Origin of the sequence: Candidatus Palauibacter sp., from assembly GCF_965208055.1 — a bacterium.
Taxonomy (GTDB): domain Bacteria; phylum Gemmatimonadota; class Gemmatimonadetes; order Palauibacterales; family Palauibacteraceae; genus Palauibacter.
In genome coordinates this window covers 3,625,521-3,651,238 of the sequence record NZ_CBDBNY010000004.1, presented here as the reverse complement: position 1 = coordinate 3,651,238, position 25,718 = coordinate 3,625,521, and the positions used below count along the sequence as shown (strand labels likewise).

Here is a 25,718-nt window from a genome sequence, read left to right as displayed (position 1 = left end):
GCTTCCCGCAGCCTGAGCCGATCAGCGGTCCGGGGGTTCCAGGATCCCCGGATCGTTGACGGCATCGACCGCCACGACGAGCCCGGGGAGTTCCGCCCCGGTGTTCCGGACCTCGGTGATCACGTTCCGAATCCGGCTCAACCCCACCGCGTTCCGGCGCCGGAAGGATCGCACTGCGTCTTCCGTCGTCGACCCCTCGGCGCCGGCGATGATCTGCGCCGCCATGCGCGAACGCGCCAGCTCGAGTCGCGTGACGAGGATGCGCGCCGCCCTCTGGTCCCACGGATCGTCGGTGGCCAGCGAGTAGACGCGGCTCCGCAGCCACGGAAAGTCGATCTCCTCGGCGAGACCGAAATACACGGCGCCGACCTCGCGCGTACCGGCCCCCGTTTCGCGGATGAGGCTGGCGATCGGCAGCAGTTCGTCCACATAGCGGAAGGTCGCGAGTTGCGCCGAGCCTTCCGGATCGAGGCCGTCCATCTCGTGCAGCGAGCAGGTGGACTCGAAACGTTCCCGCCGCTCCGCGCTGAGCAGTTCCGGCAGGGCCTCGCGGACCGCCCGCACGGGGTCGTGCAGCCACTCGATCGCCTCGCTGACCGGTTCCGCGGGGCCGGTCCGCTGCAGAAGCCATCGCGTCGCGCGCGTCAGGGCGTCGGCCATGGCCAGGTAGCACTCGTTCTGCGCCCCGCTCCGCATCCGGGCGTCGGCGACGCGCAGCCGCTCGTACAGATCCTCGGCATCCGCGATCCGTGACGCGACGTACCAGGTGCGGGCGACGGTCGCGGCGGCGCGGCCGGTCTCCTCCATGAGCCGGATGTGGCTCGTGGCGCCCATGCGGTCCACGTAGCGGTTCGTGAGCAGCATGCTCGAGATGTTCGGACGCAGCCGGTGCTCCTCGAGGTCCGAGGTCTCGACTTCCTTCAGCGCCCCGAAGGGGAAGTAGTCCTCCACGAGTTCCATCATGGCCGGATCGCGGGACACGCTGGACTCCGTGAGCGCATGCTTGAGGTGGAGCTTCGAGTAGGCCATCACCGTGGCGAGTTCCGGCCTCGTGAGGTGCGCCCCGAGGTTCTCCCGTTCGAGGAGTTCCTCGCCGGTCGGCAGGTATTCGAGGGCGGGATCCAGGATCCCCTCCCGTTCGAAGCGCTGGATCACCTCGCGGAATGCCGCGGGCGCGCGCCGCGCCCGGATGTAGTCGAGGCTGATCGCGAGGCTCTGGCTGTACGTGTTGCGGAGGACCTTCCACGAGACCTCGTCCGTACACTCGCGGAGCAGATCGTTTCGCGCCTCGTAGTCGATCCTCCCGTTCGACAGTGGCGCGCCCAGGAGGATCTTGAGGTTGACCTCGTGGTCGGACATGTCGACCCCGGCGGAGTTGTCCACGGCGTCGGTGTTGATGCTCCCCCCGCGAAGCGCGTACTCCACCCGGGCGCGCTGCGTGAAGCCGAGATTGCCGCCCTCCCCGACGACCCGCGCCCGAATGGCCGTCGCATCGACCCGTGTGGGATCGCCGCTGGGGTCGCCGACATCGGCCTGGCGTTCCGAACTCGCCTTCACGTACGTGCCGATGCCGCCGTTCCAGAGAAGGTCGACCGGCGCCGACAGGATCGCGCGGATCAACTCGTTTCCGTTCATCTCCTCGCGATCGACGGCGAGGCGCTCGCGGATCTGCGGCGAGAGGGGGATCTGCTTCTCCGTCCGATCGTAGACGCCACCCCCCTCGCTCAGAAGCTCGGTGTCGTAGTCGGCCCACGACGAGGCCGGGAGGTCGAACAGCCGTTTCCGTTCCTCCCACGACGCCTTCGGGTCCGGGTTCGGATCGAGGAAGATGTCGCGGTGATCGAAGGCGGCGACGAGTTGGATCTGCTTGCTGAGCAGCATCCCGTTGCCGAACACGTCGCCGCTCATGTCCCCGATGCCGACCGCCGTGAAGGGCTTGTTCTCGTAGTCGATGTCCGCTTCCCGGAAGTGGCGCTTCACGCATTCCCACGCGCCGCGGGCCGTGATCCCCTCTTTCTTGTGGTCGTACCCCTGCGATCCGCCGGAAGCGAAGGCGTCATCGAGCCAGAAGCCCGCTTCCGCCGCGAGTTCATTGGCCGTATCCGAGTTCTTCGCCGTCCCCTTGTCCGCCGCGACGACGAGGTACGGATCGGGTCCGTCGTGGATCACCATCCCCCGGGGTTGCGTCACCTCGCCGTCGACGACGTCGTCGGAGACTTCCAGCAGCCCGCGAATGAAGTCCCGGTAGCTGTCCAGCCCCGCCGCAAGCCGCGCCTCGCGACCATCCGGCAGGCCCTTCACGATGAAGGCGCCCTTCGCGCCGCCGGGCACGATGACGGCGTTTTTCACCCTCTGCGTCTTCACGAGCCCGAGCACTTCCACCCGGAAATCCCCGTAGCGGTCGCTCCACCGGAGCCCGCCGCGCGCCACGTCGTCCATGCGGAGGTGGGCGGCCTCGGTGCGAGGGCCCCGCAGGTAGACCTCGTGCTTCGGCTTCGGCTTCGGAATGAAGTCGACGGAGCGGCTCGAGATCTTGAGGGCGAGAAGAGGCGACCGGCGCAACTCGCCCCGGTAGTGGTTCGTGCGCACCGTCGCGTGGACGAGTTCCATCATCCGCCGCAGCGTCCGGTCGTCCTCGATCCCGCGCACCGAAGCCAGCGCGCGCGTGAACTCGCGCTTCAAGCGCCGCATCGTTTCGGCCGCCCCTTCCCGCGCCTCCGGATCGAAGCGCGCCTCGAAGGCCCGGAAGATGCAGCGTGCGATGTCGGGGTACGCGGTGAGCGGAAACTGGCCGCCCGTGGGCGCGGCTACGGCGCCGATGCGGAACGTGTAGCCCGCGTAGGCTCGGAGGACGGATACCTCCCGCCACGTGAGACCGGCGGTCACGATGAGTTCGTTCAGCCGGTCATCTTCCGCGAGCCCCGCCCGGATGGCCCGCAGCATGTCGCCGATCCGGTCCTGCGCCGCCGCGATGTCGATGTCGCCGGCACGCATCGCCTCGGCTTCGAAGGACTGGACGCGCGCCGCGAACGTCTCTTCCGTGGCGTCGGGCGTCTCGTCCTTGAGCTGGATCGTGAAGCGGAGCGAGTCGAGCACCCGGAGCCCCAGGTTCTCGAGCGTGGGGATCACGTCGCTGAGGACGTAGTGACCCTTCCGGGCGTACAGCCGCAACTGATAGTGTCGCTCGTCCGCTTCTCCGGGGGACCGCTTGAGCAGCACCTGGCTCTCGCCCGTCTCGGCCAGCCGCGCGAGACCCGCCACATCCTCGACCGCGGTGTCGATGTCCATCGCCGCCTGGTAGCCGGTCGAGAAACGCACGACATGCGTTGCGAGTTCGTGGCCCCGCGTGGGACCGTGGACGGCATCGAGCGCATCCTCGAGCCGCTCCTCCCAGGTGCGGACGATCGAGCGGACCTCGGCCTGAACGGCGTCGAGGTCGACGGACCCCACCTCGTCCGGGTCGTGGGCCAAATAGAAGTGGAGGCGCGCCTGGTCGCCCTGGCCGAGCGCGAGGTGATAGTTGAGGAGCGTCCCCCGGTAAGCTTCGATCAGCGCCGCCTGCAGCCGCCTCCGCACCTGCCCGGAGAAATGGGTCCTGGGGAGGATGACCATGAGCTGGACGCCGCGGCCGAGCTGGTCGGGACGCGCCGTGACCCGCACATCGTCCCCGCCTCCGGTCGCCATCACGGCGTCGACGACGGAGCGGATCTCCTCCACCGAGGCGAGGAACAGTTCCTCCTTCGGCATCGAGTTGAACGTCCCCAGGATGACGTTGTAGTCGTGCGATCCCGGGGGCGCGGCTTCGAGCTGGAGAATCTCGCGCAGCTTGCGGCGCAGGATCGGGATGGAGGAGGCGTCCTGCGAGAACGCCTTCGCGGTGAACAGGCCGAGGAACCGGTGCTCGCCGTACACCGTCCCGTCCGGTCGCAGACGCTTGATGCCCACGTAGTCCATGCGGACGTTGCGCCGAATCGGACTCTGGGCGTTGGTCTTCGAGATGATGAGAAGGGGGCCGCCCAGCACCCGGGCGCGAAGGTAGGCGGGGAGTTCGTCCAGGGGGCGGGGTTCGTGGTATTTCGATTTGCCGTCGTCCCTGAGGATCCCCAGCCCGGTTCCCTCGTCGACGCGGATCCAGTCCCGACCGGCATCGTCCGTCTCGATGTGGTACGAGCGATAGCCGAGGAAAACGAACCCGGGGTCCACGAGCCACCGGAGGAGGTCCTGGATCTCCTCGAATTCGGCGCTGCGCCACGGCGTCTCGATCCGCTTGGCCTCGAGTCCGCTGACAAGCGTCCCCACCTGCTCGATCATGGGGGAGAAGTCCGCGGTGACGGCCCTGACGAGTTCGAGGCGCTGTCGCACCTCGGCTTCCAGCGTCTCGCGGACCTCCGCGTGGTGTGCGTCGTCGAGCACGATGTGGACGACCGACACGCGCGAGCCGTCGGCGGAGTGGTCGCGGATGTCGAGCACGCGGCCGGAGGCGTCCCGGTCGACCACGACGACCGGGTGGAGAAGGTGCGGAATATCGATTCCGGCGGAGTGGAGATACTCGCGCAGCGTGTCGACGATGAAGGGCCGATCCTCCATCACCGTCTGAAGCACGCCGCGAGACGGATCGTCCTCGTCCCAAGCGAGCCGGATCGCGATTTCGCCGTCGGCGGCGCCGGCGACGAGGCGGTAGAGCGCGGCGACGTCATCTGCCAGAGCGCGGATCGGACGCCCATCCGCGATGTGGGTGTAGCCGCGGCTGAAGAGCCGGCGGGAGAGATTGCGGACCGCCTCGCCGGGCGCGTCCGGGAGTCGCGATTCGACCTCGCGGATCAGCGGCCCGAGGTCCGACGGCTGCGCAGGCTTGTGTTTCATGCCCGTAGATACCCCATTGTGCCGCACAGGGTCAACGGCGAACGTGCCGCGTGCCGAATCGAGCACCGAATCGAGCACCGAATCGAGGACCAGATCGCGGCCGGCGCGGGCCGGCGCGGAGCATCGGAAGAACCGAGACAGGGACGGACAGCATGCACATATCGATCGAATACTGCACCGCTTGAAACTACGAGCCGAAAGCCGCCAGTCTGGCGGCAACTCTCAGGGAACGGTTCGACAATCCGGAAATCGAGATGATCCCGTCCGGCGGCGGCCGGTTCGAGGTCGTGGCGGATGGAAAGCTCATCTACTCGAAGGCCGCCACGGGCCGGCACCCATCCCATGAGGAGATCCTCGACGCGCTGGGTTAGCGACGGCTGAGTTCCCGCGGGAACGTCCAGGGCCGGCGCGACCGTTCAACGGACCCGTCCGTAGCGGTCCTCGAGGCGCACCAGGTCGTCCAGTTCCGGCGTGCTCACCTCGAGGATGACGCTGTCCTCGAGCGCCTCCATGCGGTGCACGTTCCCCGGAGGAATGGAGACGATCTCGCCCGGGAGCCACTCGAAGACTTCGTCGTTGAGCGTGAAGCGCACGCGCCCGGCCTGGAGCAGCATCGTCTCGTGCTTCACGAGGTGTTTCTGCAGCGAGAGGATGTGCCCCGCCTTCACCTCGAGGATCTTCCCCGCGTAGCGGTCGGTGTGGGCGTACCACACCTCCCGCCCCCAGGGCTTGTCGACCACGCGAGGTTCGCCGCGACGCGCCGCGTCCCGTCCCTCGGGTTTCGCCGTGTGTCGTTCCATGATGGGACATGATACACCGGCGGCCGCCGTGACGCCGAGCCGGTATCAGACGTGAATCAGGCGAAGCGTCCGGGAGGGAGAACCCTGGAGCGGCTGATGGGTAGATTCCTGCATCGAGCCGCCCGGGGCCTGTTCAGCTGCAACGCGGGTAGTAGTGGCGGTGGCGGCCGTACCGAAGGGGGACTCCAGTGCGCACCAGAAGCTTCGCTCCATTGTTCCTGCTGACCCCGGTCTTTGCGGGTTGCGACGGTTCCGTGGAACCGCGCGAGCCCGCCTACCTCGAGACGCTGGAGGTGACCGTCGGCCCCACGCTGGCCAAGTGCTACGGCGTGGGCCTGCGGTCATGCATGGTCGTCAACGGCCGGTTGTTCTACGACGGAATCGAAGGATTCGAATACGAGCCCGGCTACGACTACCGCCTGCGCATCGGCAAGTACGATCCCTGGGACGGGAGGGAACCGCCGCAGGATGCCGGCCAGTACGCGTACCGTCTGCTCGAGCAGCTTGCGAAGACCCTGGCGCCATCCACGCCCGCAACCCTGTCGGTGGGTCCTGCGCGGGTTGTATGCCACGGAAGTGACGACTTCTGCCCGGTGGTGGACGGCGCGCCGTACGACGAGCTGATCACCCGCTTCGAATACGAGGCGGGCTACTACTACAGCCTCGAGGCCAACAGGTATGCCGATGGCCGGTACGTTCTGAGTGAAGTCGTCTCAAGAACAGAGGCGGCGGGCACGGAAGAGGAGATCACCATCGATCGCCACAGAGTCGAGTGCGGCGACGGCTATCCCGGGTACTGCAAGGTCGTCAACGGCGCCCCCTACCGAGGCGAGGTCGTGGGCTTCCAGCCCCGGCACGAGATCAACTACCGCCTGCGCGTCGAGAGGTTCGACATGTTCCCCGAAGGCATGACCGGGTCACCCGATGTGCCGGCCCACGGCTATCGCTGGCTGGAGACGCTCGAGGCCACTCCGGGCTCCTGATTCCGCACCGTGCCTACAACGACGCCGGTAATTCCGCCGGATGCGCCCGGTTTCTAGTATGTTCGGGGCATAGTACGGACGGAGCATCAGAATGGAGGACGAGAGATCGATGATCAGCGTCGCTGAGGTGAAGGCGCGCGAAGGGTACCGGATCTGGATCCGGTTTGCGGATGGTTGCGCGGGAGAGATCGATCTTTCCGACCTCGCGGGCAAGGGCGTCTTTCGGGCTTGGGATGACCAGGATCTCTTCGACAAGGCCCACTTGGCGCCGCACGGTGCGGTCGCCTGGTCCGCGGAAATCGAACTCTGCCCCGACTCGCTTTATCTGGAGTTGACGGACAAGTCTCCGCAGCAGGTGTTTCCCGGACTTGGCCAGCCGGTTCCGCATGCCTGAAGTCTGCCGGTTCTACGGCATCGTTATCCGCATGTACTTCCGCGAACACGGTCCAGCCCATTTCCATGCCGAATACAGCGGCCAGGAGGCTGTTGTCGGCATCGAGGATCTGGCCATTCTGAGGGGACGCCTTCCACCGCGCGCGTTGGGTTTCGTGGTCGAGTGGGCTTCACTCCATCAAGCGGAGTTGCTGGCCGCATGGGAACGGGCCAGACATCACGAGGCTCCCGGCAAGATCGCTCCGCTCGAGTGAACTGGCCGCGTGACGGCCGCCGGTTCCGGCGGGAGAGCGTGCGGGCAACACGGAAACCGTTGTTGTTGTTCCGGTTGTCGGTGGTGTTCCTGTTCCGGTTCGCGGAGCGGAGGTTCCTCGGGTTGTTGTTCCAGGAACCGCCGCGGAGCACGCGACGGCAGGGGGGCGGCCAGGCTCCCGTGCGGGATCGAACCACCCCGCCCGGAAGATCGAGTGGCGCAGGCGCCACGTATCGGCATGGCTCGCGTGTGCAATCCATGAGTTGATGCGTTGTTCGACCTCGCCGCGCGTCACCGTGCCCTGACGCCAGCGGTCGCGGAGGCCGCGCAGGCGGTTGCGGAAGCGGCGCACGTTGTCCTCGGGCAGTCGCCGGCGCCCCCCGGGGAGGAGGACGTAGCCGAGGAACTTCGCGGGGGCGCTCGCCTCGCTGATGTACGTCTTGTCCGGATGCGGACGAAGGCGTCGGCCCTCGAGATAGCGGTCGATGCGCCGCTGCCAATCGGCGAGCACGCCGGGGTCGTCGTGGAACAGGGCGAAGTCGTCCACGTAGCGCAGGTAGCCCTTCGCCCGCAGCACTTCCTTGCAGAAGTGGTCGAAGCCGTCGAGGTAGACGTTGGCGAAGAACTGGCTCGTGAGGTTCCCGATCGGGAGCCCGCGGCGGCGTTCGAACGGCGTGAACAGGTCGTCGCCCGGATAGTAGAGGTTCACCGGCTCCTGCGGGTTCGCGCCGTCGATGATGGTGTCCGCCAGATCCAGGGTGCGGGGACAGGTAAGACGCCGCCTGAGGTCGCGCTTGAGGATCGCGTGGTCGATGGCCGGGAAGTAGCGGTAAATGTCGCAGCGGAGGACGTACCGGAAACGGTCGCGGAACTTCTCGTAGCGGGCGACTGCGCGGTGCGTGCCCTTCTCGACGCGGTTCGCGTAGCTGTCGTGGATGAAGCCGCGCTCGAAGATGGGTTCGGTCACCGCGCAGAAGGCGTGGTGCACGACCCGGTCGCGGAACGGCGCCGCCGAGACGAGCCGGTGCTTGGGGTCGAACACCTCGATGACCGTGTAGCGCCCGGGGTGGTACTTGCCCGCCCCGAGTTCGCGTTCGAGGCGGAGGACTTCCGTTTCGAGGTTCGCGAGGAAGGCGGCGACGCCGGGTTTCGACCGCTTCCCCTTCGCCGCCCGCAGCGCCGCCCCCCGGAGCGCGGGGAAGGAGGCGACCGCCTCAAACAGGTCGCGGGCTTTGGCGGGCACGGTGGGCTTTCATCCAGGCGCCGATCCGGCGCCCGGTCTCGTCCAGCGAGCGGGCGGCGTGCTCGTAGCGACGAGCATCCAGGTGACGCAGGTCGTGGGCGAGGCGCAACAGAAAACGCAATTTCTCGATCCCGAGGTTGGCCCGCGAGAGGTGGTTTCGCCGCTGCCGGGTATAGGTGGCCTCGATCAGTGATTCCAGGACGTCGAGGGCGGCGCGCTGAATGCGGTCTCCGAGCAGGAAGCACTGGGAGTGGGGGAACTTCTCCAGCGTCGGGACCAGCCACAGGATGAAGCGGTAGTGGCCTTCGAGCGCGGCCCCGGTCTCCGGCGCCCGGTTCTCGGCCTTCTGCGCCGGGGATCGCTTGGCGCGCTCGGCGGCCGTCTCAGCCACGAGCCGGCATCAATCCGCCAGCCCCGGCCCGGGCATCGCTTCGAGCCCCCGGGTGAGAGCCCGTATGCCCCGCACGTTCACCCAGGAGTAAAGATGTAAGGATGCAGGAATCAATTGAGCGTCCAGGCAACACGGAAACCGATGGCGCTGCCCCGGCCGTCGGTGGAGTCCCCGTACCGGTTCGCGGAGCGGAGGAACCCCGGGACGCTGCCCCAGGAACCACCGCGGAGCACGCGACGGCCACACTGGCCGGACTGCCAGGCGCTCCCATCCGTCGGCGCGCCGGCATAGCTCCGGTTCCAGCAGTCCTGCGTCCACTCCCACACGTTCCCCAGCACGTCATACAGCCCGAACGCGTTCGGCGCGTACGACCCCACCGGCGCCGTGTACTCATATCCGTCGGGGCAGGGAGCTGGCGCACCGCCGTTGGCGTACCGGCACTGGCCCGACTCGCTCTCGCCCCAGTAGCGCGCCGTCCGCGACCCCGCCCGGGCCACGTATTCCCATTCGGCCTCGCTCAACAGCCGGTAGCGCGCGCCCGTCTGCTGCGAGAGCCACGACACGTACATCTGCGCATCGTCCCAGTTCACGTTGATCACCGGGCGGCTCCCCCGTCCCAAGCCGCTGTCGTCCGGCGCGTTGCCGCCGCACCCCCCCGCGTGCACGCAGGCGTCCCACTCCGCGAACGTCACCTCGTACACCCCCACCGCGAACGGGGCCGGGATCGTCACCGAGTGCTGCGGACCCTCGTCACCGAACCGGCCCTCCTCCGACGCCGGCGAGCCCATCGTGAACGTCCCCGCCGGCACAACCACCATCCGAGGACACGCGTCGCAATCGCTGAACTCGGCGCCCGGGGTCGGAGCCGCGGCGCCGGACCGTCCTCCCGCCGGGGCCGCGGGAGCTCCGGGTGGGCCGGCGCGCGAGCCGGGATTCGCCGCCGCCCGCGCCGCGGGGGCCTCGGGCGCCGGGGCCGCCGCGGGAGTGGAGGCCTCGGGCGCGAACGTGTAGTCCACGCTCCAGGTCTCGAACCGGGGCTCGTGTTCGTGGAACACATAGACGTAGCTCGTGGCCGCCACGGTCTCGCCCGGGGCCACGTTGCCGCTCGGCTGGATGTGGCCGGCCGCGCCGCCCCACTGGACCTGCAGCGGATAGTCCACCGACGCCGACATGCTCCAGTTGGTGCAGGGCGGGTCCTCCGCCTCGATCCGGTAGATCGCGATCAGATGATCCAGCCGCTTCCCGGACCCGTTGTACACGGAGAAGTCCAACTGCCAGATGTCGATCGGCTTTCCGTGGTTCGGCTTCTTCTGCTCGTAGGCAGCCGCCGGCTCCCGCTCCTCGGACACGTTGCACGTCCCGGCGCGGCCTCGAACTCCGGTCCAGAAGCCCTTCCTCTCCCTCCTCCCGGAACCGCTTGAGCCACTTGAACCCCGTCCGGCGGCTCACCCCCATCTCGGCCGCCACCACTTCGACCGGCTCCCCGGCCAGCACCCGCTTCACCAGCACCGCTCGCCCCGCGGGCGTCAACTTCGCATTCTTGTGCACGTTCACCGGATCCTCCGACGAGTAGGGTGTGAGCTCTCTGATAGGAACTCTCATTTTACTCGTCGATCCGGTGAACAAGCATCGTGGCATCTACAACTAGATGGTCCCAATGCCAGCCAAGGTCCGTAGCGTGGGGCGCGGGAGGGGCGCGGCAAACCACGGTCGGCCCGTCTCTCGAGGTAGAGGGGCGTAAGGGTGGCGACATCGGTCTGAGGCGGTCCCAGTTCGTTGGACAGTCCGAGGGCAAAGTTAAGGTGGACTCCGACCGGTTGTGAGAGCCCTCGGGAGCTGTTCCTGTTCGTTCTCCTGGAGTGGATCCTCCACCCGGAGGCCCTCCCCCGGCAGGGAAGGACGGGTTCCAATATGGCCCCCGGCCACTGAGAAGGGAATCCGGGTTCAAGATCTCCGGCGCCCTCCAGCCCAGCGCGTCGTCCAGAGCCTCGACGCGGAACGACGCGTCCATCGTGTTCGACAGCCGCCACGCGAGCACGTGCCGGGTCGCCCAGTCCATCCCGGCCACGAGGTAGAAAAAGCCTTGCGTCACCGGAACATAGGTGATGTCCGCGCACCACACAGTGGTCCGCCCGCGAGATCGCCATGCCGCGCAGCAGATAGGGGAAGACCCGGTGCTCCGGACCCGCCACGCTCGTGCGCGGCCGCCGGTACGTCGCCTCCACCCCCATCAGGCGCATGAGCCGCCGGATCCGGTGCCGGCCCGCGGTGACCCCCTCGCGGCGCAGATGCCGCGTCAACTGCCGGCTCCCGTAGAACGGATACGCCATGTGCAGCTCGTCCACACGCCGCATGAGCGCTAGGTTCTCCGCGCTCTCCCCCTTCGGCCGGTAGTACTGCGACGACCGGCTCACGTCCAGCAGCGCACACTGTCTCGAAAGACTCAGCGGCCCGTTCCGCTCGATCATCCGCACCCGCTCCGACCGGCTCAGCGCTTGAGCCCGCGCCGAAAAAAATCCCGCTCAACCGTGAGCTCTCCGATCTTCGCGTGCAGCTCCCGGACCTTCGCCTCGTGCTCCTTGGCGAGCTTCCGGCCCGCGCCCCCGGCGAACACCTCCGGCAGCCCCTCGAGCAGCTGCCGCTTCCATGTGCTCACCTGGTTCGGGTGAAGCTCGTGCCGCCTCCCGGTCGCCTGCACGCTGTCGCGTTCGCGCACCGCCTCCAGCGCTACCCGAGCCTTGAACTCCGGCGTGAACCGCCGTCTCTTCCTGGCCATCTCGGTGCCTCCCGTTCCATCCTGGAATCCACCTTAACGACCTGTCCGAAAAACTGGGACCACCTCACGCGAACGCCCCGGTGTCAGGTGACTACCGTATGTGGACGCCCCCATGGTGGGCAAGCGGGATTCAGAACCGAGTTGGTGGCAGTGTGGCCAGGTACTGTCGTATGTCCGGCCTCTTGATGCAGCCCTTTATTTGGCCGCGGGCCCGTATGGTGTTCGTGAGATCGGATCCAAATCGTACTTGCGGGCTCTCAGGCCCTCCGGTAATCACTGGTTTTTCCGACCCCGTCTTGCTGACTGTGTGCCCTTACCCGTTTCTCGCGTCCTGTTGCCCACACCTCCCGGCAGCGCCTTTGCTTCGCTTCTTCTTTCGCCGCCCGCTCAGGCGGCAGCTCGAACTCGGTAAGCCTCCTTTTTTGTGGCCAGCGCCCAGACCCTCCGCGCCGTCCTGTTGGCGAGCGCCACCGCGACCACCTTCCTTGGCTTGCGCGCCAACATCCCGGCCAGCCACGGATCCGTGATCTCGCTGCGTCGGCTCGCCTGCTGAACGACCGCCATGGCTCCCGTGACCAGGAGCCGTCTCAGGTCTCTCCGGCCCATCTTCGATATCCCGCCCAGCCTCGGCTTGCCGCCGGTGGTGTGCTGCCGCGGCACGAGGCCGAGCCAAGCCGAGAAGTCGCGGCCGCGCCGGAAGCTCTCCATCGGCGGTGCGAAGGCCTGCAACGCCATCGCGGTGACCGGTCCCACTCCGGGGATCGTCATCAGCCGCGCTGTCTCTTCGTTCTGCCGCGCGCTCGTCTGGAGTTCGCGGTCGAGCCCACCGATCTTCTCATCGAGTTCACCGATCCGCCCAAGCAGCAGCCACCCCAGTTCGGCGACCGCCTCCGGCAGGCCAAAGTCCTCGTCTTCGAGCACCGCGGCCAACTGCCTGATCCGGGCCCTGCCCCGGGGAGCGACAACGCCGTACTCGGCGAGGTGGCCCCGCAGCGCGTTGATCGTCTGCGTCCGCTGGCGCACCAGCAGGTCACGCGTGTGAAAGAGCATCCCCTGCGCTTGCCGCGCTTCGGTCTTGACCGCCACGAAGTGCATGGTCGGACGCTGCGCGGCCTCCGTGATCGCCTCTGCGTCGGCCGCGTCGTTCTTGTTCCTCTTGACGAAGGGCTTCACGTAGATCGGTGGAACCAATCTCACTTCGTGGCCGAGCGCCCCCATCTCACGGCCCCGGTAGTGGGCGCTGGCGCACGCCTCCATCGCCACCGTACACGGCGGCTGTGAGCCGAGAAAGCCCGGCCGCTTCCCGCGGCTCAGCTTCCCGCGGTACGCAACCGACCCGTCCGCCCTCGCCCCGTGTACCTGAAAGCCGCGCTTCGCCAGATCGATCCCGATGATGGCAACCTCTTCCATGCGGATGCCTCCTCTCTCAGATGGTCGACTGAATCGCTTCAGCACCATCCTGGCACATCGCGATGCCGTCGGGAGGGGGCGTCCACTCCATCGTACTTGTGCACCAAACTTGTACATCAGCGTCTTCGAATCACGCTCAGGTGAAAGAGTCCCGTGGTTACGCCATACGCTCGAACCGCTACGCGGTACTCACCATCGCGCGGAATCACCATCTCTATGCGCGAGTTTGTCCCCCCACCTCCATCGTCATCCCCGATCAACAACCCACCCGGACCGGTCACTTCAAGCCGCGTATCGAACTCCTCAGACCCCGCTTGGAAGATCAGCGTATCCCCTGCAGCCGCAGCTATCGTCCAAGCTGCTTTGTCCCTGACAGCCGTCAATCGCCCTTCTACTTCGTACCCAATTTCCAACCCGTCTGTTGTTTCACATGGGTCCAATAGTACTTCTGCGCCCGCCCCCTGCGTAGCCACCAGGGTAAACGCCCCCACCTCACCTTCCGATTGTGCCGACACAAGTGCCTTGACGCTTCCACTCCCCCTCATCCGGAACTGAGCGCGAGCCCGACACAGGCTGGACTGTCCCGTGAGTTCTTCCACATCATCTGATGCGATGTCTATCGTCGGCGTGAACGCATCCGAATTGACTTCAACCGTGACCCATTCGTCTTCCACTATTCTGTCTACCGCCCAAGCCTGAATCGGATCACCCGAAACCGGATCCTTCGCATCTCCAAGACCGAGGACCCCCTCTACCGACTCACCAAGCCTGATTGAGCGCGTCTCCGTGGGCAGTTCTTCCAATAGCTCAAAGTACCGGTCCGTTGACATGTTGGCCTGTCCGCATAGCGTGCCATCCGGGTCCTCTGCCACGAGCAATCCGTACCTCCCGACACCCCGCCGATAGCTGGATGCCACCACCCGGTATTCTTCCGACGCTTCCGTCACGAGACACACTCGCGAGTCCCATGCCAACCCGTCCCCATCGTTGTTCGAAACCTCGCGCGTGACCCGCATATTTCTTCCCTCCCGCCCAAGAACATCGCCTGCCTCCCGGGCGTAGAAGCCGCTACGCGACACGACCGTCAGGTGCGGATGGAACTCCGCCGACCTCATCTCGATGGCCAACCTCTCTCCGCCCATAACCGGAAGGACCCAGCTCTCCACTGGGCCGCCGGCTTCGTCCCACGTCCCAATCGACCGGAACTCGCCCTGCTCGATCACTCCTCGCCTAATCGTGTCCGTCACCGGGACGGCCCACAGATCGAACGTCACATCTTCGTTCCCCTCGGGATCAACACGCGTCCTACATCCGCTTCTGACCCTCAGTCGATACTCTCCGACCTCCGCGTTCAACGCGCTCACTACGACGCGATACTCCGCCGGATATTCCACCAAGTACTCCGCCGGCCGCGGGGGCTCGAAGCACAATGCAGAATTCAGGCCTTCCCCTCCATCATCATTCGTCACCGCGTAATCGTCCGCTCCTCGGTTTCTCAACATTGTCGCGATTCCCGGCCCTACGACATAGAGGTACGGGTCGAACACATCCGAGGTCAAATCAATCGTAAACTCAGCCTCTTCGTCCACGACGAACAGGCTCCACGCAGCCACCCTTCTCCCGCTCCGTACCAGATGATTCCCTTCCGTCAACGTACCTGTCACCGTCGAGTCAGCCCCTATTGTTCCCAACGGTTCCAGAAGCTCAAGGATCGACGGGTTCCCCTCTTGCGCATGCCCGTACATCGAGCCACTCGCTGGCTTAGGCGTCGCATTCCCTGCGAGAACAGCACACGCCGCCGCACACAAGGCATGGCCTGCCAACCGCCTGAACGCACGTCCTCTCGTATCCCGGTGCCACCCTGACCTGCACCGGATCCGCAGCAGGCACACACTGTCGTCGACATCAGCCATCAGTTCTCCTCCGTTGGTTGCCCTTGGGGCAAGCCTGATAATCCAACCTGTATTCGCGGCAGATCTGAAAGAGCTCTAGCCGACCTACATCCAGCTCGCGCAGGTTCTTGATGTCTTTCTCGTCGGGCGCCAGTTCAGGTCGTTCCTCCTCACACGACCATTTCACATACCATTCCATTAGCTCATAGTCTCTGAACTGCTCTGGTCCCCCTAGGTCGCTCACCTCCGGCACAGTCGCTCGATCGGCATCGTTACACGCGTCGGGGCCATTGTCGTCAGCGACTCCCCTGAACACCTCCTCCAGAGCGCTGAGCTGCATACCAGCGCTGCGCATCTCCTCATTCAGAATCGTCAAGGTAAACAGACCCCGACTCTTATCTTCGTGGAACCGGCCGTGGGTCGGCTGCTGCCACTCCAAGCGCCCACTCTCCTCCATCGTGTCGCGGACCGCGCCCATGATGTCCCTAAAGGACACACGCCCGTCCGCAGCGCCGTGCCATGCTGCGTTCAACTCCTGATGGAGGTGGCTGGTGAACACGCCCTGCACCTCATCCTCGATCTTGGAATCGTCCTCGTACTCGTACGCATCCTGACGATAGGCTGCCGCCGTAATCAGTTCCCGCGTCCGCGCCCGGCGTTCCACGCCTGTTCCGAACTCCTCCGGGTTATAGCTGCCTGCTTTGCAGGCATCGACGATAACAAGTACCTGATCGATGTCGCGTGTCCGAAAGTCCTCCAGGATCTCCGATAGCGAAATCCACCCCGATCCTTTCAACTCTAGCGCCGTCAACTCGTCTTTCCAATCCGACGAGGGCAACCACTGTCCATCATGGGGTATCAAATACACTTCGTCACCTGTTAGCTCCGCCCCATGGCCCGAAAAGTAGAAGATGATGTTTGCACTGTCTTTCTCGGCCTGCTTGGCGAACTCTGACGCAAGATGGGCCACCCTTCGGCTGGTAGCTGAGGTATCCCGAAGAAAGAAGCCCTGCGGATAATCGTCATTGCTAACATCTATGGATACCCCATACCGTTCTCCCAACACATCTCGGAGTCTGGTAAGATCAGTGCTGGCACCTTTGAGTGGCGGCCATTGGTCATTCTCGTAGTGATCAATGCCAATGCCGGCGAAATACACCCTACGACCAATTGCGCCATCTTCAGGTGAATCAAATTCGCCCTTCGCTGTCCGCTGTGCGACGCAGACAGAAGCCGTGACGGCCAAGAGGCCCCACGGCATTAGAGCGAATGACAGCCACGACGTCCGCATCGCCGTCCTCGCGCTCATTGAGTTCCCTCCCTTCCTGTGCGCCTTCCCTTTAGGCATCACGGTTTCCGGCCGTCAGGCCTCAGTATCCGAATCCGTACGGACGAGACACTCACCTTGCTTGCCCCGCCGCTTCCGGGGCCACCCTTCCGGATCCGCGTCTCGGTGCCATCCTCGAACATTTCCGCGAAGATCCAATCCAGTCCCGGCGCGCCGTCGCCCCTGCGCACCAGTTCCCCTGTCCCTGTCGTGCTTACGTACGGCCTGTAATCGACCTCTTCATCCGTTGCAAACAGCTTCACGATCTCCAGGCCGGAAGACGGATCGTGTTCGTTCTGTTTGAGGGCAAAACAGCCCAAGGGTTTCTCTTGTCCGGGCTCCAATCTGACCGATGTCTTTCCACCTCGCAGAGTCTTCAGTTCAACCAGACCGTTAGGCAAGAGATCCATTATTGAGATAAAGACACGACGTCGTGCGTTCTTGTTCTTGACGGTCGTAAGGAATCGCTGAGCACCACCGGGTCGATAGGTTACTTCCCAATCACTCCGATCAGCATTCGCCATCACGAAATCGATATTGTAGTCGCCATTGTCGGCAGGGGAAGCCGAACAACGTACTGCAGAGCCTTCATCCCGGACTCCGGGCACCATCCGGAGTTCGACGTCAACGTCGGCATCGTAGAATTGAAGCTTCCGCACGTACACATATCGGGAATAGCCCACGAGCACATCCGAAAACTCGGAGAGGGTCCCGTCACCAGAAACTACCACCGACCGCCCGATGACGGTGCCTTCCGTGGCCTCTTCCAATCGCAACGTGTCCCCCCGCTGCCGAACAATGGCATCGGCCTCTTCAGCGACAAGCGAGATGTTCTTCATCGCTTCCAACCTGGGTCGCAGACGCTCGACGAGCAGAGGATCCACTTCATCATGAATCGCCACGTTCGTGGCCATATCGCCAAGGTCTTGCCTCGTCACGAAGACGCGCGCGCGACGGAGAGCTAGGCTGTCGGGCGGCGCACTGTCCAGCTCGACTGTGGCCCGCAGCGACGTTGCCGCTACTATGCGTCCGGTTGCCCAAAGGGTGCCCCCGCCAAGGCCCATCGAACCGGAGGTGCCGGGCTCGTGAAGTTCCACATCGGAGCCACCGGTCAAGCCGTGGAGGAGTCCTCCACCGACCCGCAGCGTTACAGCGTCCAGGATCGAGTCTACCCGTGCCCACGGCCGATAGGGCTCGATCGTGTTGGCAAAGACTGCCACGTCGACCGCGCCGTCGATCTGTGGTACATGTTGATAGTTTCGTGCTCGGGCTTCCTCGGATATCAGGTCATAAAGGTCACGGAACGAGTGTCCCTGACCAATCTTCGGGAGGGCCACTGCCAAGGCGCGGGCGAGTGGACTGACGAGGGTTCCATCAACGTGTGTCGTCTCGATCACCCGCTCGAACTGCCTCCCGGCCGAGATTGTGATCAAGGGCGCCGCATTGCCGCGCGCCGAGAGCTCTTCGAAGCCACTGCCTTGCATCTTCCGAATTTGGCTCGGGACTCCCGTTGATCCGAATGCCCCGCGTGTACCCGTACCGGAATGGCAGGCGTCCAACAGCGCCACGACCTGTCCTCCTTCTCCTACTTTCGCCGCCAACTCTCCGAGCAGACTCCCGAGGATATCGTCCCGCACGTAGTATTCGGCGGCATAAGTTGTGTCGGACCATCCGGGATCGGGTGCACCATATGGCACAAGCACTTCATCCTTGCCGTCCTCTTCATCGTGCCCGTCGTCGGGAAGCTGGTCACCGTGCCCGCTGTAGAAAAACACGGCAACATCACCCGGCTGCGCTTGTTCGATCAGATGGTGCCGAATGCCCTCGAGAATGCCCGTCTTGGTCGCCGCCGAGTCGCGCACGACGGCGATGCTGTCAAAGTTGTGGAATTTCAGTGTGCTGTGGATCAAGTCGGCGGCATTCGCGGCACCGTCCAGGGTACCGTACCCTCGAGTACCCGGCGGGGCGGTCCCCTGCTGACCGACCGCGACGATCAGGGCCAGCTTTCTGGCGACGGTGGTACGTGGTGATCCGGCCGGTGCCGACATCTCGGTTATCTCGTTGTGCCGCAGCTCCAGCGAATCGGACATCAAGGCACCGGTGCACACGATAGTCACCACGAAAGACACTGAAACTCTTGCGATGCGCCTGATCGACATGTGCTTGCTCTCCCGCGTTTTGGGGGCCATGAACTCGCGATCGGTTACCGTCTCCTGAGGAAAGCCGCAATGGACTGATCGGGAGCGCTGGCCGTGAGTTGCGGCGTCTGCCGTGGCCTGTCCTTAAGGTACAGGAAGTACTCAACGGAATCCGAGACTGTTGTCCTGATCTGATCGAACGTGGCAGCGGGTCCGAGTTGGTCGATTGCGACAGCGAGGTAGTGCGTGAACACGCTCACTTCCTGGTCCCGGCCGGGGAGGCGGCCAGCGGTCCACGCCTTCTCGTCCTCCCTCGCTGCCGCCATAAGTACGTGTCGTTCCGGGCGTCGAACTGCAATGAGTCCGGGCAACAGGTCGTCGGCCCCGTCGGCCCCGGCCCGCAGGCTGCTTTCGTTGAACTTCCCCGCCAGACTCCTTGGCAGCCTGAGGTTCGACAGATCCGAGTCACTAGCCTCCTTGGCCTGGATGGGTCCGCCGCTCATGGTGGACGTTCCCGAATAGCACGCGTCGATGACCACAAGAATCCTCTCGGCTTCAAGGCCGTCGAGCAGGAAACCCACTTCGTCGTCGAGAATGAGACTCGTGTATTCTCCGGGACCCCATACGACGAGCGATTCATCAACTCCGTTCACCTCCAGATCCAGGACGCCGATGTTCTCGCCGCCCTCCCGTCCGTGACCCGAGAAGAAGAAGGCCGCCACGCCATCTGGCCCGGCCTGTCCAAGGTGCGAAGCGAATGCCCGGATAATATTGTCTCGAGTAGCCTGGTTATCCCTGAGAACGAGGATGTTCTCCGTTAGGAACCCGTAGTTTCGGACGAGGATGTCGTGCATGATGGCGACATCCCCAAGTGGACCTCTGAGGTCCGCCGCCCTACCGGGATAGTCGTTGATGCCAACCAGTAACGCGTAGCGGTCGGACGGATCTCCGGTCCCTGCGAACGGCGACGGCGCGGCGGGCAGCTCGTGTTCAACTTGCAGAGTAAAGGTCCCCACTGCGGGCGTGTCGGAGTTCGCAACGATGGTGTAGAGACCGTCTTCCGGCAGGGACAAAGAAAGCCGTGCGTTGGTGTCCAAGCCGCCATCATCGTCTTCTTCGAGCCATTCGAAGTTCGAGCCGACCCGGCCGCGTCCCAGTATCAAATAGGCGTCAAAATCCTTCGAATCCATCGACACGGTGAGTTGTTCGCCAGCTTCGCCATAGTAGTCCCACGTGCGATAGTGCGTACCGTCGCCCAAGGTGTCGTGGGTCGACACCAACTCGAAGTCCCTGGCCGACCCGGCGACGATTGCGGGGCGCCGGGGTTCTATCATGAGTTGATATGGCCCCAGCTCCCCCGACGCGTAGGAACTCACGACAATCGCATACGGACCATCCGCGTGAAGCTGCACGGTAAGCGCGGAGCTCGTTCCTGAGCCTCCATCGTCATCATCCCCGAGGAATGCCAGATCAGAAGCCAGATCCGCTCGGTACGCCATCAGGTAAGTGTCGAACGCCTCGGAGGTAGCCGAGATGCCTAGCCGTTCTCCTGCCAATCCTTCGTACCACCATTCGTCGTAGAACTGCCCATCGGCGAGCCGTGGATCCGTTTCGGTAAGCGACCCCGAATACGTTCCGACTGAAACGATCTCGGGCTCAGCGGCCGCGGCCAGCACGCGGGCGCTGGCCGCCTGGCTCCAGCGGACAGTCGAGTCTACACTCTTGGCGCTCGATGCGACGAGTGAGGATTTGGAACCCTCGCCGACCCCCGGTGTCACTTGAGCTTGCAACGCGACAGCGCAGCTTGCCCCTGTGAGCAGGGTGACTGCCAACGCACGCGACGAGGTGGTGAGCGTCGGTCCCCGGGAGCCACTGTACCTGGGCCGCGTCGATGCGGACCGGGACACGTCGTTCCCGTCTCGCACCTCAGCGCCAGCCAACGGACAGCCAATACCTCCCGGCATCGCCCCCGCGGTAGGTGTTCGCCACGATCGTATAGACCCCCGGCCGCAAATACTCGATTATTCGGGCGTTGATTCCCGGACCTCCGTCATCGTCTACGGCGGTCCTCGTCCAGCCACTCCCGTAGCGACTGCCCCGCCAGAGTTGGAGATACGAATCAACGTCATCGGAAGCCATGTCGACTTGGACCGTACCCGAGCTTGGCACCTCCAACACCCATTCATCGAAGTAGGATCCGTCGTGGAATATCCTGTCGGGATAGGCGAGACGGCCGGTTACCCGCTGGCCCATGTAGATCAGGTCGGTCCCCTTCGCCTCGGCAGCTGCGGCATCTGCAGCTGCGTCACCGACGCCCTTGTTCTCGTCGTCCAACGAGCCCTCCTTGGCGTCGACCTCAACGGCGGTACTGACCTCCGACTCGGTGTCGGGTACGGTGGAGTTTGCTTCAGCGCCCTCGCTCTCCGGGGCAGCACACGCGGACACCGTGAAGGCGAACACAACTGCGACCGGGGACAGGGCCAAAGGGAGTTTGCGAGCTGTCATTTCGATTCCTCCTTAGGTAAAGAAGCCGCACGGACTACAGAGATTGGGTGCTTGAAGTTCGGCACAATCGCGGACGCGCCCGTCTTCAAGAAATGGGGTCTTGCCGCCAACACGAGCCCGGCGACCGCGGACCTGCGGCGCGTCGAGTTCATCGGTGATTTTCGTAGGAGGTGGAGTCGGGGAGATTCCGGAGCGCATGCCCAAGCCCCTGGTTGGCGGGACGATCCCCGTAGGGGGGGCGTCGTCCGGCCCTCCCGCCCGGGCCGAGTCGGGGACAGTTCGAGACTCCGAGTGCAAGCTTGGATCCGCAGGTTCACAATCAGGGGAGCTAACCTAAAGGGAGATAAGGGTGCAGGAATCAATTGAGCCTCCGCGCAACACGAAGCCCGACGACGCTGTTGCCCCGGTCGTCGGAAATATCCCTGCTCCGGTTGGCAGAGCGGAGGTTGTTCCAGCTGAAACCCCAGGAGCCGCCGCGGAGCACGCGACGGCCACAGTCTCCCGACTGCCAGGCGCTCCCGTCCGCCGGGGCGCCGGCATAGCTCCCGTTCCAGCAGTCCTGCGTCCACTCGTACACGTTCCCCAGCACGTCGTACAGCCCGAAGGCGTTCGGCGCGAACGACCCCACCGGCGCCGTGTACTCATATCCGTCGGAGCATGAGACGTCGTCATCATCTCTGTTCGCGTAGCCGCCGCAGCCGCGCGCGCGCGCGCACGCGTCCCACTCCGCGAACGTCATCTCGTACACCCCCACCGCGAACGGGGCCGAAATCGTCACCGAGTGCTGCGGCCCCTCGTCGTCGCCCCGGCCCTGCTCCGACGCCGCCGAGCCCATCGTGAACGTCCCCGCCGGGACGACGACCACCCGCGGGCAGATGTCGCAGTCGCTAAACACCGTGCCGGGGGCCGGATCGGTCGCGCCGGGCACCCCCCTGGACTGTCCAGCGGCCGAGAAGGCACCGGCCAGCAGCATGAGTCCCGCCGCGGCGCTCCCGGCGACGCCGGGGACAAAGGTCCGTTGTGGCAGATTCATGGGCGAGCCTCCTTGAGGTGATCGAAACCACCAATTTAGGGGGGTACGACATGTCCGTCCATAGGAAACCGGCGTCACCGGCAGCCTCCGCCGCGGCCCCAGCTCATGGTCGGGGGCGGATCGCGCCGTAGCGCCTCCAGATATGCGAACGGATCGGGTCCGGCGAGTCCATTGGCCACGGCGGCGACCCGGTTGGCGGCGGCGATCCGGTTCGGGGCGGAGCCCGGGCGGCCCGGCTCTGCTCGCGTGTCGGGCGACACCTCGGATGGCGTCTCGGCAGCCATCTCGACGGGGCTCTCCGCCGCGACATCGAGATCGAGCGGAGCGGCGGCCGTGTCCGCTTCTCCCTCCACCGGGGGGACCGTCTCGCGGCCCAGGCGGAGTTCGGGGCTCAGGCGCAGGGGATACACCCCCTCGGCGAGCACATTGTACGTCGCGCCGTCCTTCTGAAGCGCGCCATCGATGTAGAGGAAGGGTTCGAGGCGAATCGCGGCGCGGCATTCCCGGTATACCTCGGGCCTCACGATCGTGTTGATGGGCCCGAATTCGTCCTCCATGAGGATGAAGATGTAGCCCTTCGCCGTGTGCGGGCGCTGGCGGGCGACCACGATCCCGGCCACCCGCACCTCGCTCCCGTTGGGGATGTCTGCAAAACGCGCCGAAGAGACCGTGCGTTCGGGCAGGTGGTCGCCCACGAGCGCGAACGGGTGATGCAGCGAGGCGGCGAGTGAGAGGATGCGGTACTCCGCGATCATCTTCTCCATGTCGTGCGTGCCCCCGAAGCGGAGGTCCGCGTACGGGTCGTCGAGCGCGAGTTCGATCTGGCCCTGGTCCGAGCGGTCGGTGCTGCGCCGGCCCCGCACCGGCGGCGCTTCCCCGCCCAGCCCCACGGCGCTCGTCGCGAGTTCGCGGCGCCGGCGCTCCGCCTCCGTCTCGGCCTCCGGACCCAGCCAGAGCCCGGTCTGCCACAGCAGGTCGCGGCGTTCGATCCCCAGCGCATCGAGCCCGCCGACCCAGACCAGGTTCTCGACCGCGGCCCGCTTGAGCGCGGCCGGGGTGCGGCGAAGGAAGTCCGGGAGCGACGCGAACGGTCCGCCGCGCTCGCGCTCGGCCACCACGAGTTCGGCCGCCTCGGACCCCCAGTCGCGGACCATGCCGAGCCCGATCCGGACAGCGTCTCCCTCGGCGGTGCAAGCGACCTGGCTGGCGTTCAGGTCCGGCAGCCGCACGCCGACCCCGTGCCGGCGCGCATCGCGCCCGATCGCGTCGAGCGAATAGAACCCCATCGGCTGGTTGTTGAAGAGCCCCACGTAGTACTCGGCCGGATAGCGGTCGCGCAGCCAGGCGGACTGAAAGGCGAGGAGTCCGAACGCCACCGCGTGCGACTTCGGGAACCCGAACTCCGAGAACGCGACGACCTGCTCGAACACTTTCTTCGCCGTGGGACCGCCGACCCCCTTCCCCGCCGCGCCGTCGCGGAACGCCTCCCAGTACTCCAGCAGCGCCTCGCGCGAACGCTTGCGGCTCATGGCGCGCCGCAGTCCCTCTGCCTGCCCGTCGCTGAAGCCCGCGAGCGCCCTGCACACCTGGAGCACCTGGTCCTGGAAGATGATCACCCCCAGGGTCTCGCCGAGCGCCTCCTCGAGCAGGGGATGGTCGTAGGAGACGACGTAGTCCGGGTCCCTGCGCAGCTTCTCGCGCCGCCGGACGTAGGGGTTCACCGCCCCGCCCACGATCGGACCCGGCCGCACGATCGCGACCTGGACCGCGAGGTCGGCCAGATTCCGGGGCCGCACCCGCCGCAGCATCTGGATCTGCGCGCGGCTCTCGACCTGAAAGAGGCCCACCGTGTCTCCCGAACAGATGCGGTCGTAGATCCTCTCGTCCTCATAGTCGATGCGAGACAGGTCGGGGGCTTCTCCGTGGCGCGCGTGTATCGTCTCCACCGCCTCCTCGACGAGCGACAGCATCCCGAGCGAGAGAAAGTCGATCTTGATGAACCTCGCGTCGTCGCAGGAGTCCTTGTCCCACTGGCAGAGGACGCGCCCCTTCCACGCGGCGGGCTCGAGCGGGACGATCTCCACCAGCGGCCGGCTCGAGATGATCATCCCGCCCACATGCTGGGAGATGTGCCGCGGGAGCCCCCTGATCTCCTCGGCCAGTTCGGCGAAAACCTGCCAGATCTTCGCGTTCGCGCGCGCCTCGAGACCGGGGATGCGCTCGAGTTCGGCCATGAACCCGTCCTCTCCCGGTTCGGCGAGTTTGGCCAGTTTCTCCACGTCGCCGGCCGGGAGGCTGAGCGCCTTGCCCAGTTCGCGCACGATCGAGCGCGTGCGGTAGGTGGGGAAGGTGCACACGAGCCCGACGTGGTCGTACCCGTAGCGCTCGTAGACCGCGAGGATCAGTTCCTCCCGAATATCGCGCGCAAAGTCGATGTCTATGTCCGGGACGCTTCCCATGGCGTCGTTCAGGAACCGGCCGAGAAAGAGGTTCGTCCGCACCGGGTCGACGTGGGAGAGCCCGATCAGATAACAGATGATGGAGGAGACCGAGGACCCGCGACCGCGGCCGGGAGGGAGCAGTTGGCGCGGCATCGAGTCGCCCCGCACGCGGTGCGCGACCTCCCGGGCCAGTTCGAGGATGTCGTGGTAGACGAGGAAGAACCCCGCCAGGTCGTGCCGGTCGACGAGCGCGAGTTCGGTGGCGAACCGTTCCTCGGCTTCGCGACGGTATCTGCTGCCGGGAGGATAGCGGACCTCGAACGTCCTGCGGCAGACCTCGCGGAGCATGCGCATCGCGGGGGCGGAGCCGCTTCCCCTGAAGTCGGGGAACCTGTAGCCGAGGTCGGTCGTGAGATCGAACGCCCGGCAGCGCTCGGCGATCGCCCGCGTGTTGCGGAGCGCGTCGGGCCGCGACGCGAAGCGCCACGCCATCTCCCGGGGCGAGGCGAGGTGGAAGCAGGCGTTGGCGCGGCGGAGCGCGTGCGAATCATCGACCGTCGTCCGGTTCCGGATCGCAACCAGGACATCCTGCAGACGGTGCCGGTCGGCAACGTGGTAGTGGACGTTGCCCGTGGCCACGACCGGGATGCGGAGCCGGTCGGCCAGCGTCCCCAGCGCCCGGCCGCGCGCGAGGTCGCCGTGCACCGCGTTGTTCTGCAGTTCGACGAAGAGGTTGCCGGGGCCGAACGCGTCGCGCAGGCGCCCCGCCAGCCGCTCGGCTTCGTCTGTCCCCCGTTCGAGCGCCGCCAGGAGGGGACTCCGGCGGCACCCGCTGAGGAGGATGAGTCCCTCCGGCCGTTCGAGGAGCGCATCGAGGTCGAGCCGGGGCTCCCCGCGCGGACTCTTCATGTGCGCCCGCGTGATGAGCCGGCACAGGTTCGCGTACCCCGTCGCATTCTGCGCCAGCACCGTGACGTGACAGTCGCCGGCGAGGGTGAGTTCGGCGCCGGTGATCGGCTGCAGCCCGCGGGCGCGGGCGAAGCGCGCGAACTCCATCGAGCCGTAGAGCCCGTCGTGGTCGGTGAGGGCCAGCGCGGGATAGCCCAGTTCGAGCGCGCGCGCCGCGAGTTCCTCGGGCCGCGACGCCCCATCGAGAAAGGAGTAGGCGGAGTGCGCATGCAGTTCGACGTAGTCGATGGCCCCCCGGGGGGCTGCGAACGGCAGCGAGGCCATGCGCGAAGGAGCGTCCGGGAGCGGCTTGGCGTTCACG

General features: G+C 65.7%; 19 protein-coding genes and 2 pseudogenes. 4 read left to right on the top strand and 17 right to left on the bottom strand.

Annotation, left to right across the window (positions count from 1 at the left end; translation table 11 throughout):
* Positions 1–21: 21 nt before the first annotated feature.
* On the bottom strand, positions 22–4,863 hold the full coding sequence (locus tag ACOGXI_RS16025; RefSeq protein WP_419939814.1) for an NAD-glutamate dehydrogenase: 4,842 nt from the start codon (positions 4,861–4,863) through the stop codon (positions 22–24).
* A 152-nt stretch (positions 4,864–5,015) separates the two neighbouring features.
* Here ACOGXI_RS16025 and ACOGXI_RS16020 point away from each other — a divergent pair, with 152 nt between their 5' ends.
* Complete coding sequence (locus tag ACOGXI_RS16020) at positions 5,016–5,234, top strand: SelT/SelW/SelH family (seleno)protein (protein WP_419939813.1); 219 nt, start codon at positions 5,016–5,018, stop codon at positions 5,232–5,234.
* 45 nt (positions 5,235–5,279) lie between these two features.
* Here the strand turns inward: ACOGXI_RS16020 and ACOGXI_RS16015 are convergent, their stop codons facing one another.
* Entirely contained in the window at positions 5,280–5,663 is a 384-nt protein-coding gene (locus ACOGXI_RS16015; RefSeq protein WP_419939812.1) for a cupin, read from the bottom strand.
* 254 nt (positions 5,664–5,917) lie between these two features.
* Here ACOGXI_RS16015 and ACOGXI_RS16010 point away from each other — a divergent pair, with 254 nt between their 5' ends.
* The 3 genes from ACOGXI_RS16010 to ACOGXI_RS16000 all read left to right on the top strand — a co-directional run bounded on the left by ACOGXI_RS16010 (position 5,918) and on the right by ACOGXI_RS16000 (position 7,293).
* Complete coding sequence (locus ACOGXI_RS16010; RefSeq protein WP_419939811.1) at positions 5,918–6,646, top strand: DUF4377 domain-containing protein; 729 nt, start codon at positions 5,918–5,920, stop codon at positions 6,644–6,646.
* 109 nt (positions 6,647–6,755) lie between these two features.
* A complete protein-coding gene (locus ACOGXI_RS16005) occupies positions 6,756–7,040 on the top strand; it encodes a DUF2442 domain-containing protein (RefSeq protein ID WP_419939810.1) in 285 nt (94 codons plus the stop codon).
* Positions 7,033–7,293: a DUF4160 domain-containing protein gene (locus ACOGXI_RS16000; protein ID WP_419940227.1), complete on the top strand. Its 261-nt coding sequence runs from the start codon at positions 7,033–7,035 to the stop codon at positions 7,291–7,293. The genes ACOGXI_RS16005 and ACOGXI_RS16000 overlap by 8 nt, the downstream gene beginning before the upstream one ends.
* Here ACOGXI_RS16000 and ACOGXI_RS15995 read toward each other — a convergent pair.
* The 15 genes and pseudogenes from ACOGXI_RS15995 to ACOGXI_RS15925 form a co-directional block, all read right to left on the bottom strand.
* Positions 7,210–8,535, bottom strand: coding sequence for an RNA-directed DNA polymerase (locus ACOGXI_RS15995; protein ID WP_419939809.1), 1,326 nt, complete (start codon positions 8,533–8,535; stop codon positions 7,210–7,212). The two genes, ACOGXI_RS16000 and ACOGXI_RS15995, sit on opposite strands and share 84 nt — an antisense overlap.
* Positions 8,507–8,926, bottom strand: a complete 420-nt coding sequence (avd, locus tag ACOGXI_RS15990) for a diversity-generating retroelement protein Avd (RefSeq protein WP_419939808.1) — start codon at positions 8,924–8,926, stop codon at positions 8,507–8,509. Before avd ends, ACOGXI_RS15995 begins: the two co-directional genes overlap by 29 nt.
* A gap of 110 nt (positions 8,927–9,036) precedes the next feature.
* Positions 9,037–10,275, bottom strand: a complete 1,239-nt coding sequence (locus tag ACOGXI_RS15985; protein WP_419939807.1) for a formylglycine-generating enzyme family protein — start codon at positions 10,273–10,275, stop codon at positions 9,037–9,039.
* Position 10,276: 1 nt separating this feature from the next.
* Positions 10,277–10,480, bottom strand: a pseudogene (locus ACOGXI_RS15980) (leucine zipper domain-containing protein); the annotation flags it as partial.
* Between the two features lie 49 nt (positions 10,481–10,529).
* Entirely contained in the window at positions 10,530–11,048 is a 519-nt protein-coding gene (locus ACOGXI_RS15975) for a DDE-type integrase/transposase/recombinase (RefSeq protein WP_419940226.1), read from the bottom strand.
* Positions 11,049–11,136: 88 nt separating this feature from the next.
* Positions 11,137–11,280, bottom strand: a pseudogene (locus tag ACOGXI_RS15970) (IS3 family transposase); the annotation flags it as partial.
* Between the two features lie 134 nt (positions 11,281–11,414).
* Positions 11,415–11,702: a transposase gene (locus ACOGXI_RS15965; RefSeq protein WP_419939806.1), complete on the bottom strand. Its 288-nt coding sequence runs from the start codon at positions 11,700–11,702 to the stop codon at positions 11,415–11,417.
* A gap of 387 nt (positions 11,703–12,089) precedes the next feature.
* Positions 12,090–13,112, bottom strand: a complete 1,023-nt coding sequence (locus tag ACOGXI_RS15960) for an IS110 family transposase (protein ID WP_419939805.1) — start codon at positions 13,110–13,112, stop codon at positions 12,090–12,092.
* 116 nt (positions 13,113–13,228) lie between these two features.
* Positions 13,229–14,725, bottom strand: a complete 1,497-nt coding sequence (locus tag ACOGXI_RS15955; RefSeq protein WP_419939804.1) for a hypothetical protein — start codon at positions 14,723–14,725, stop codon at positions 13,229–13,231.
* A 292-nt stretch (positions 14,726–15,017) separates the two neighbouring features.
* A complete protein-coding gene (locus ACOGXI_RS15950) occupies positions 15,018–16,313 on the bottom strand; it encodes a caspase family protein (protein ID WP_419939803.1) in 1,296 nt (431 codons plus the stop codon).
* Between the two features lie 38 nt (positions 16,314–16,351).
* Positions 16,352–18,490 carry a caspase family protein gene (locus ACOGXI_RS15945; protein WP_419939802.1) on the bottom strand — a complete coding sequence of 713 codons (2,139 nt, stop codon included), beginning with the start codon at positions 18,488–18,490 and terminating at the stop codon, positions 16,352–16,354.
* 44 nt (positions 18,491–18,534) lie between these two features.
* Complete coding sequence (locus ACOGXI_RS15940) at positions 18,535–20,145, bottom strand: caspase family protein (protein WP_419939801.1); 1,611 nt, start codon at positions 20,143–20,145, stop codon at positions 18,535–18,537.
* A 250-nt stretch (positions 20,146–20,395) separates the two neighbouring features.
* Positions 20,396–20,974, bottom strand: coding sequence for a hypothetical protein (locus ACOGXI_RS15935; protein WP_419939800.1), 579 nt, complete (start codon positions 20,972–20,974; stop codon positions 20,396–20,398).
* Between the two features lie 358 nt (positions 20,975–21,332).
* Positions 21,333–22,007, bottom strand: coding sequence for a formylglycine-generating enzyme family protein (locus ACOGXI_RS15930; protein WP_419939799.1), 675 nt, complete (start codon positions 22,005–22,007; stop codon positions 21,333–21,335).
* Between the two features lie 74 nt (positions 22,008–22,081).
* Positions 22,082–25,717 (bottom strand): DNA polymerase III subunit alpha, encoded by a 3,636-nt coding sequence (locus ACOGXI_RS15925; protein WP_419939798.1) that lies wholly within the window; start codon positions 25,715–25,717, stop codon positions 22,082–22,084.
* Position 25,718 lies beyond the last annotated feature (1 nt).

What these genes read in the sequence shown, in the direction of transcription:
- ACOGXI_RS15945 (WP_419939802.1), bottom strand. Translation starts at nt 18,490, where the DNA reads ATGTCGATCAGGCGCATCGCAAGAGTTTCAGTGTCTTTCGTGGTGACT.
- ACOGXI_RS16015 (WP_419939812.1), bottom strand. Translation starts at nt 5,663, where the DNA reads ATGGAACGACACACGGCGAAACCCGAGGGACGGGACGCGGCGCGTCGC.
- ACOGXI_RS16000 (WP_419940227.1), top strand. Translation starts at nt 7,033, where the DNA reads ATGCCTGAAGTCTGCCGGTTCTACGGCATCGTTATCCGCATGTACTTC.
- ACOGXI_RS15960 (WP_419939805.1), bottom strand. Translation starts at nt 13,112, where the DNA reads ATGGAAGAGGTTGCCATCATCGGGATCGATCTGGCGAAGCGCGGCTTT.
- ACOGXI_RS15930 (WP_419939799.1), bottom strand. Translation starts at nt 22,007, where the DNA reads ATGAATCTGCCACAACGGACCTTTGTCCCCGGCGTCGCCGGGAGCGCC.
- ACOGXI_RS15935 (WP_419939800.1), bottom strand. Translation starts at nt 20,974, where the DNA reads ATGACAGCTCGCAAACTCCCTTTGGCCCTGTCCCCGGTCGCAGTTGTG.
- ACOGXI_RS16005 (WP_419939810.1), top strand. Translation starts at nt 6,756, where the DNA reads ATGATCAGCGTCGCTGAGGTGAAGGCGCGCGAAGGGTACCGGATCTGG.
- ACOGXI_RS15965 (WP_419939806.1), bottom strand. Translation starts at nt 11,702, where the DNA reads ATGGCCAGGAAGAGACGGCGGTTCACGCCGGAGTTCAAGGCTCGGGTA.
- ACOGXI_RS16025 (WP_419939814.1), bottom strand. Translation starts at nt 4,863, where the DNA reads ATGAAACACAAGCCTGCGCAGCCGTCGGACCTCGGGCCGCTGATCCGC.
- ACOGXI_RS15950 (WP_419939803.1), bottom strand. Translation starts at nt 16,313, where the DNA reads ATGAGCGCGAGGACGGCGATGCGGACGTCGTGGCTGTCATTCGCTCTA.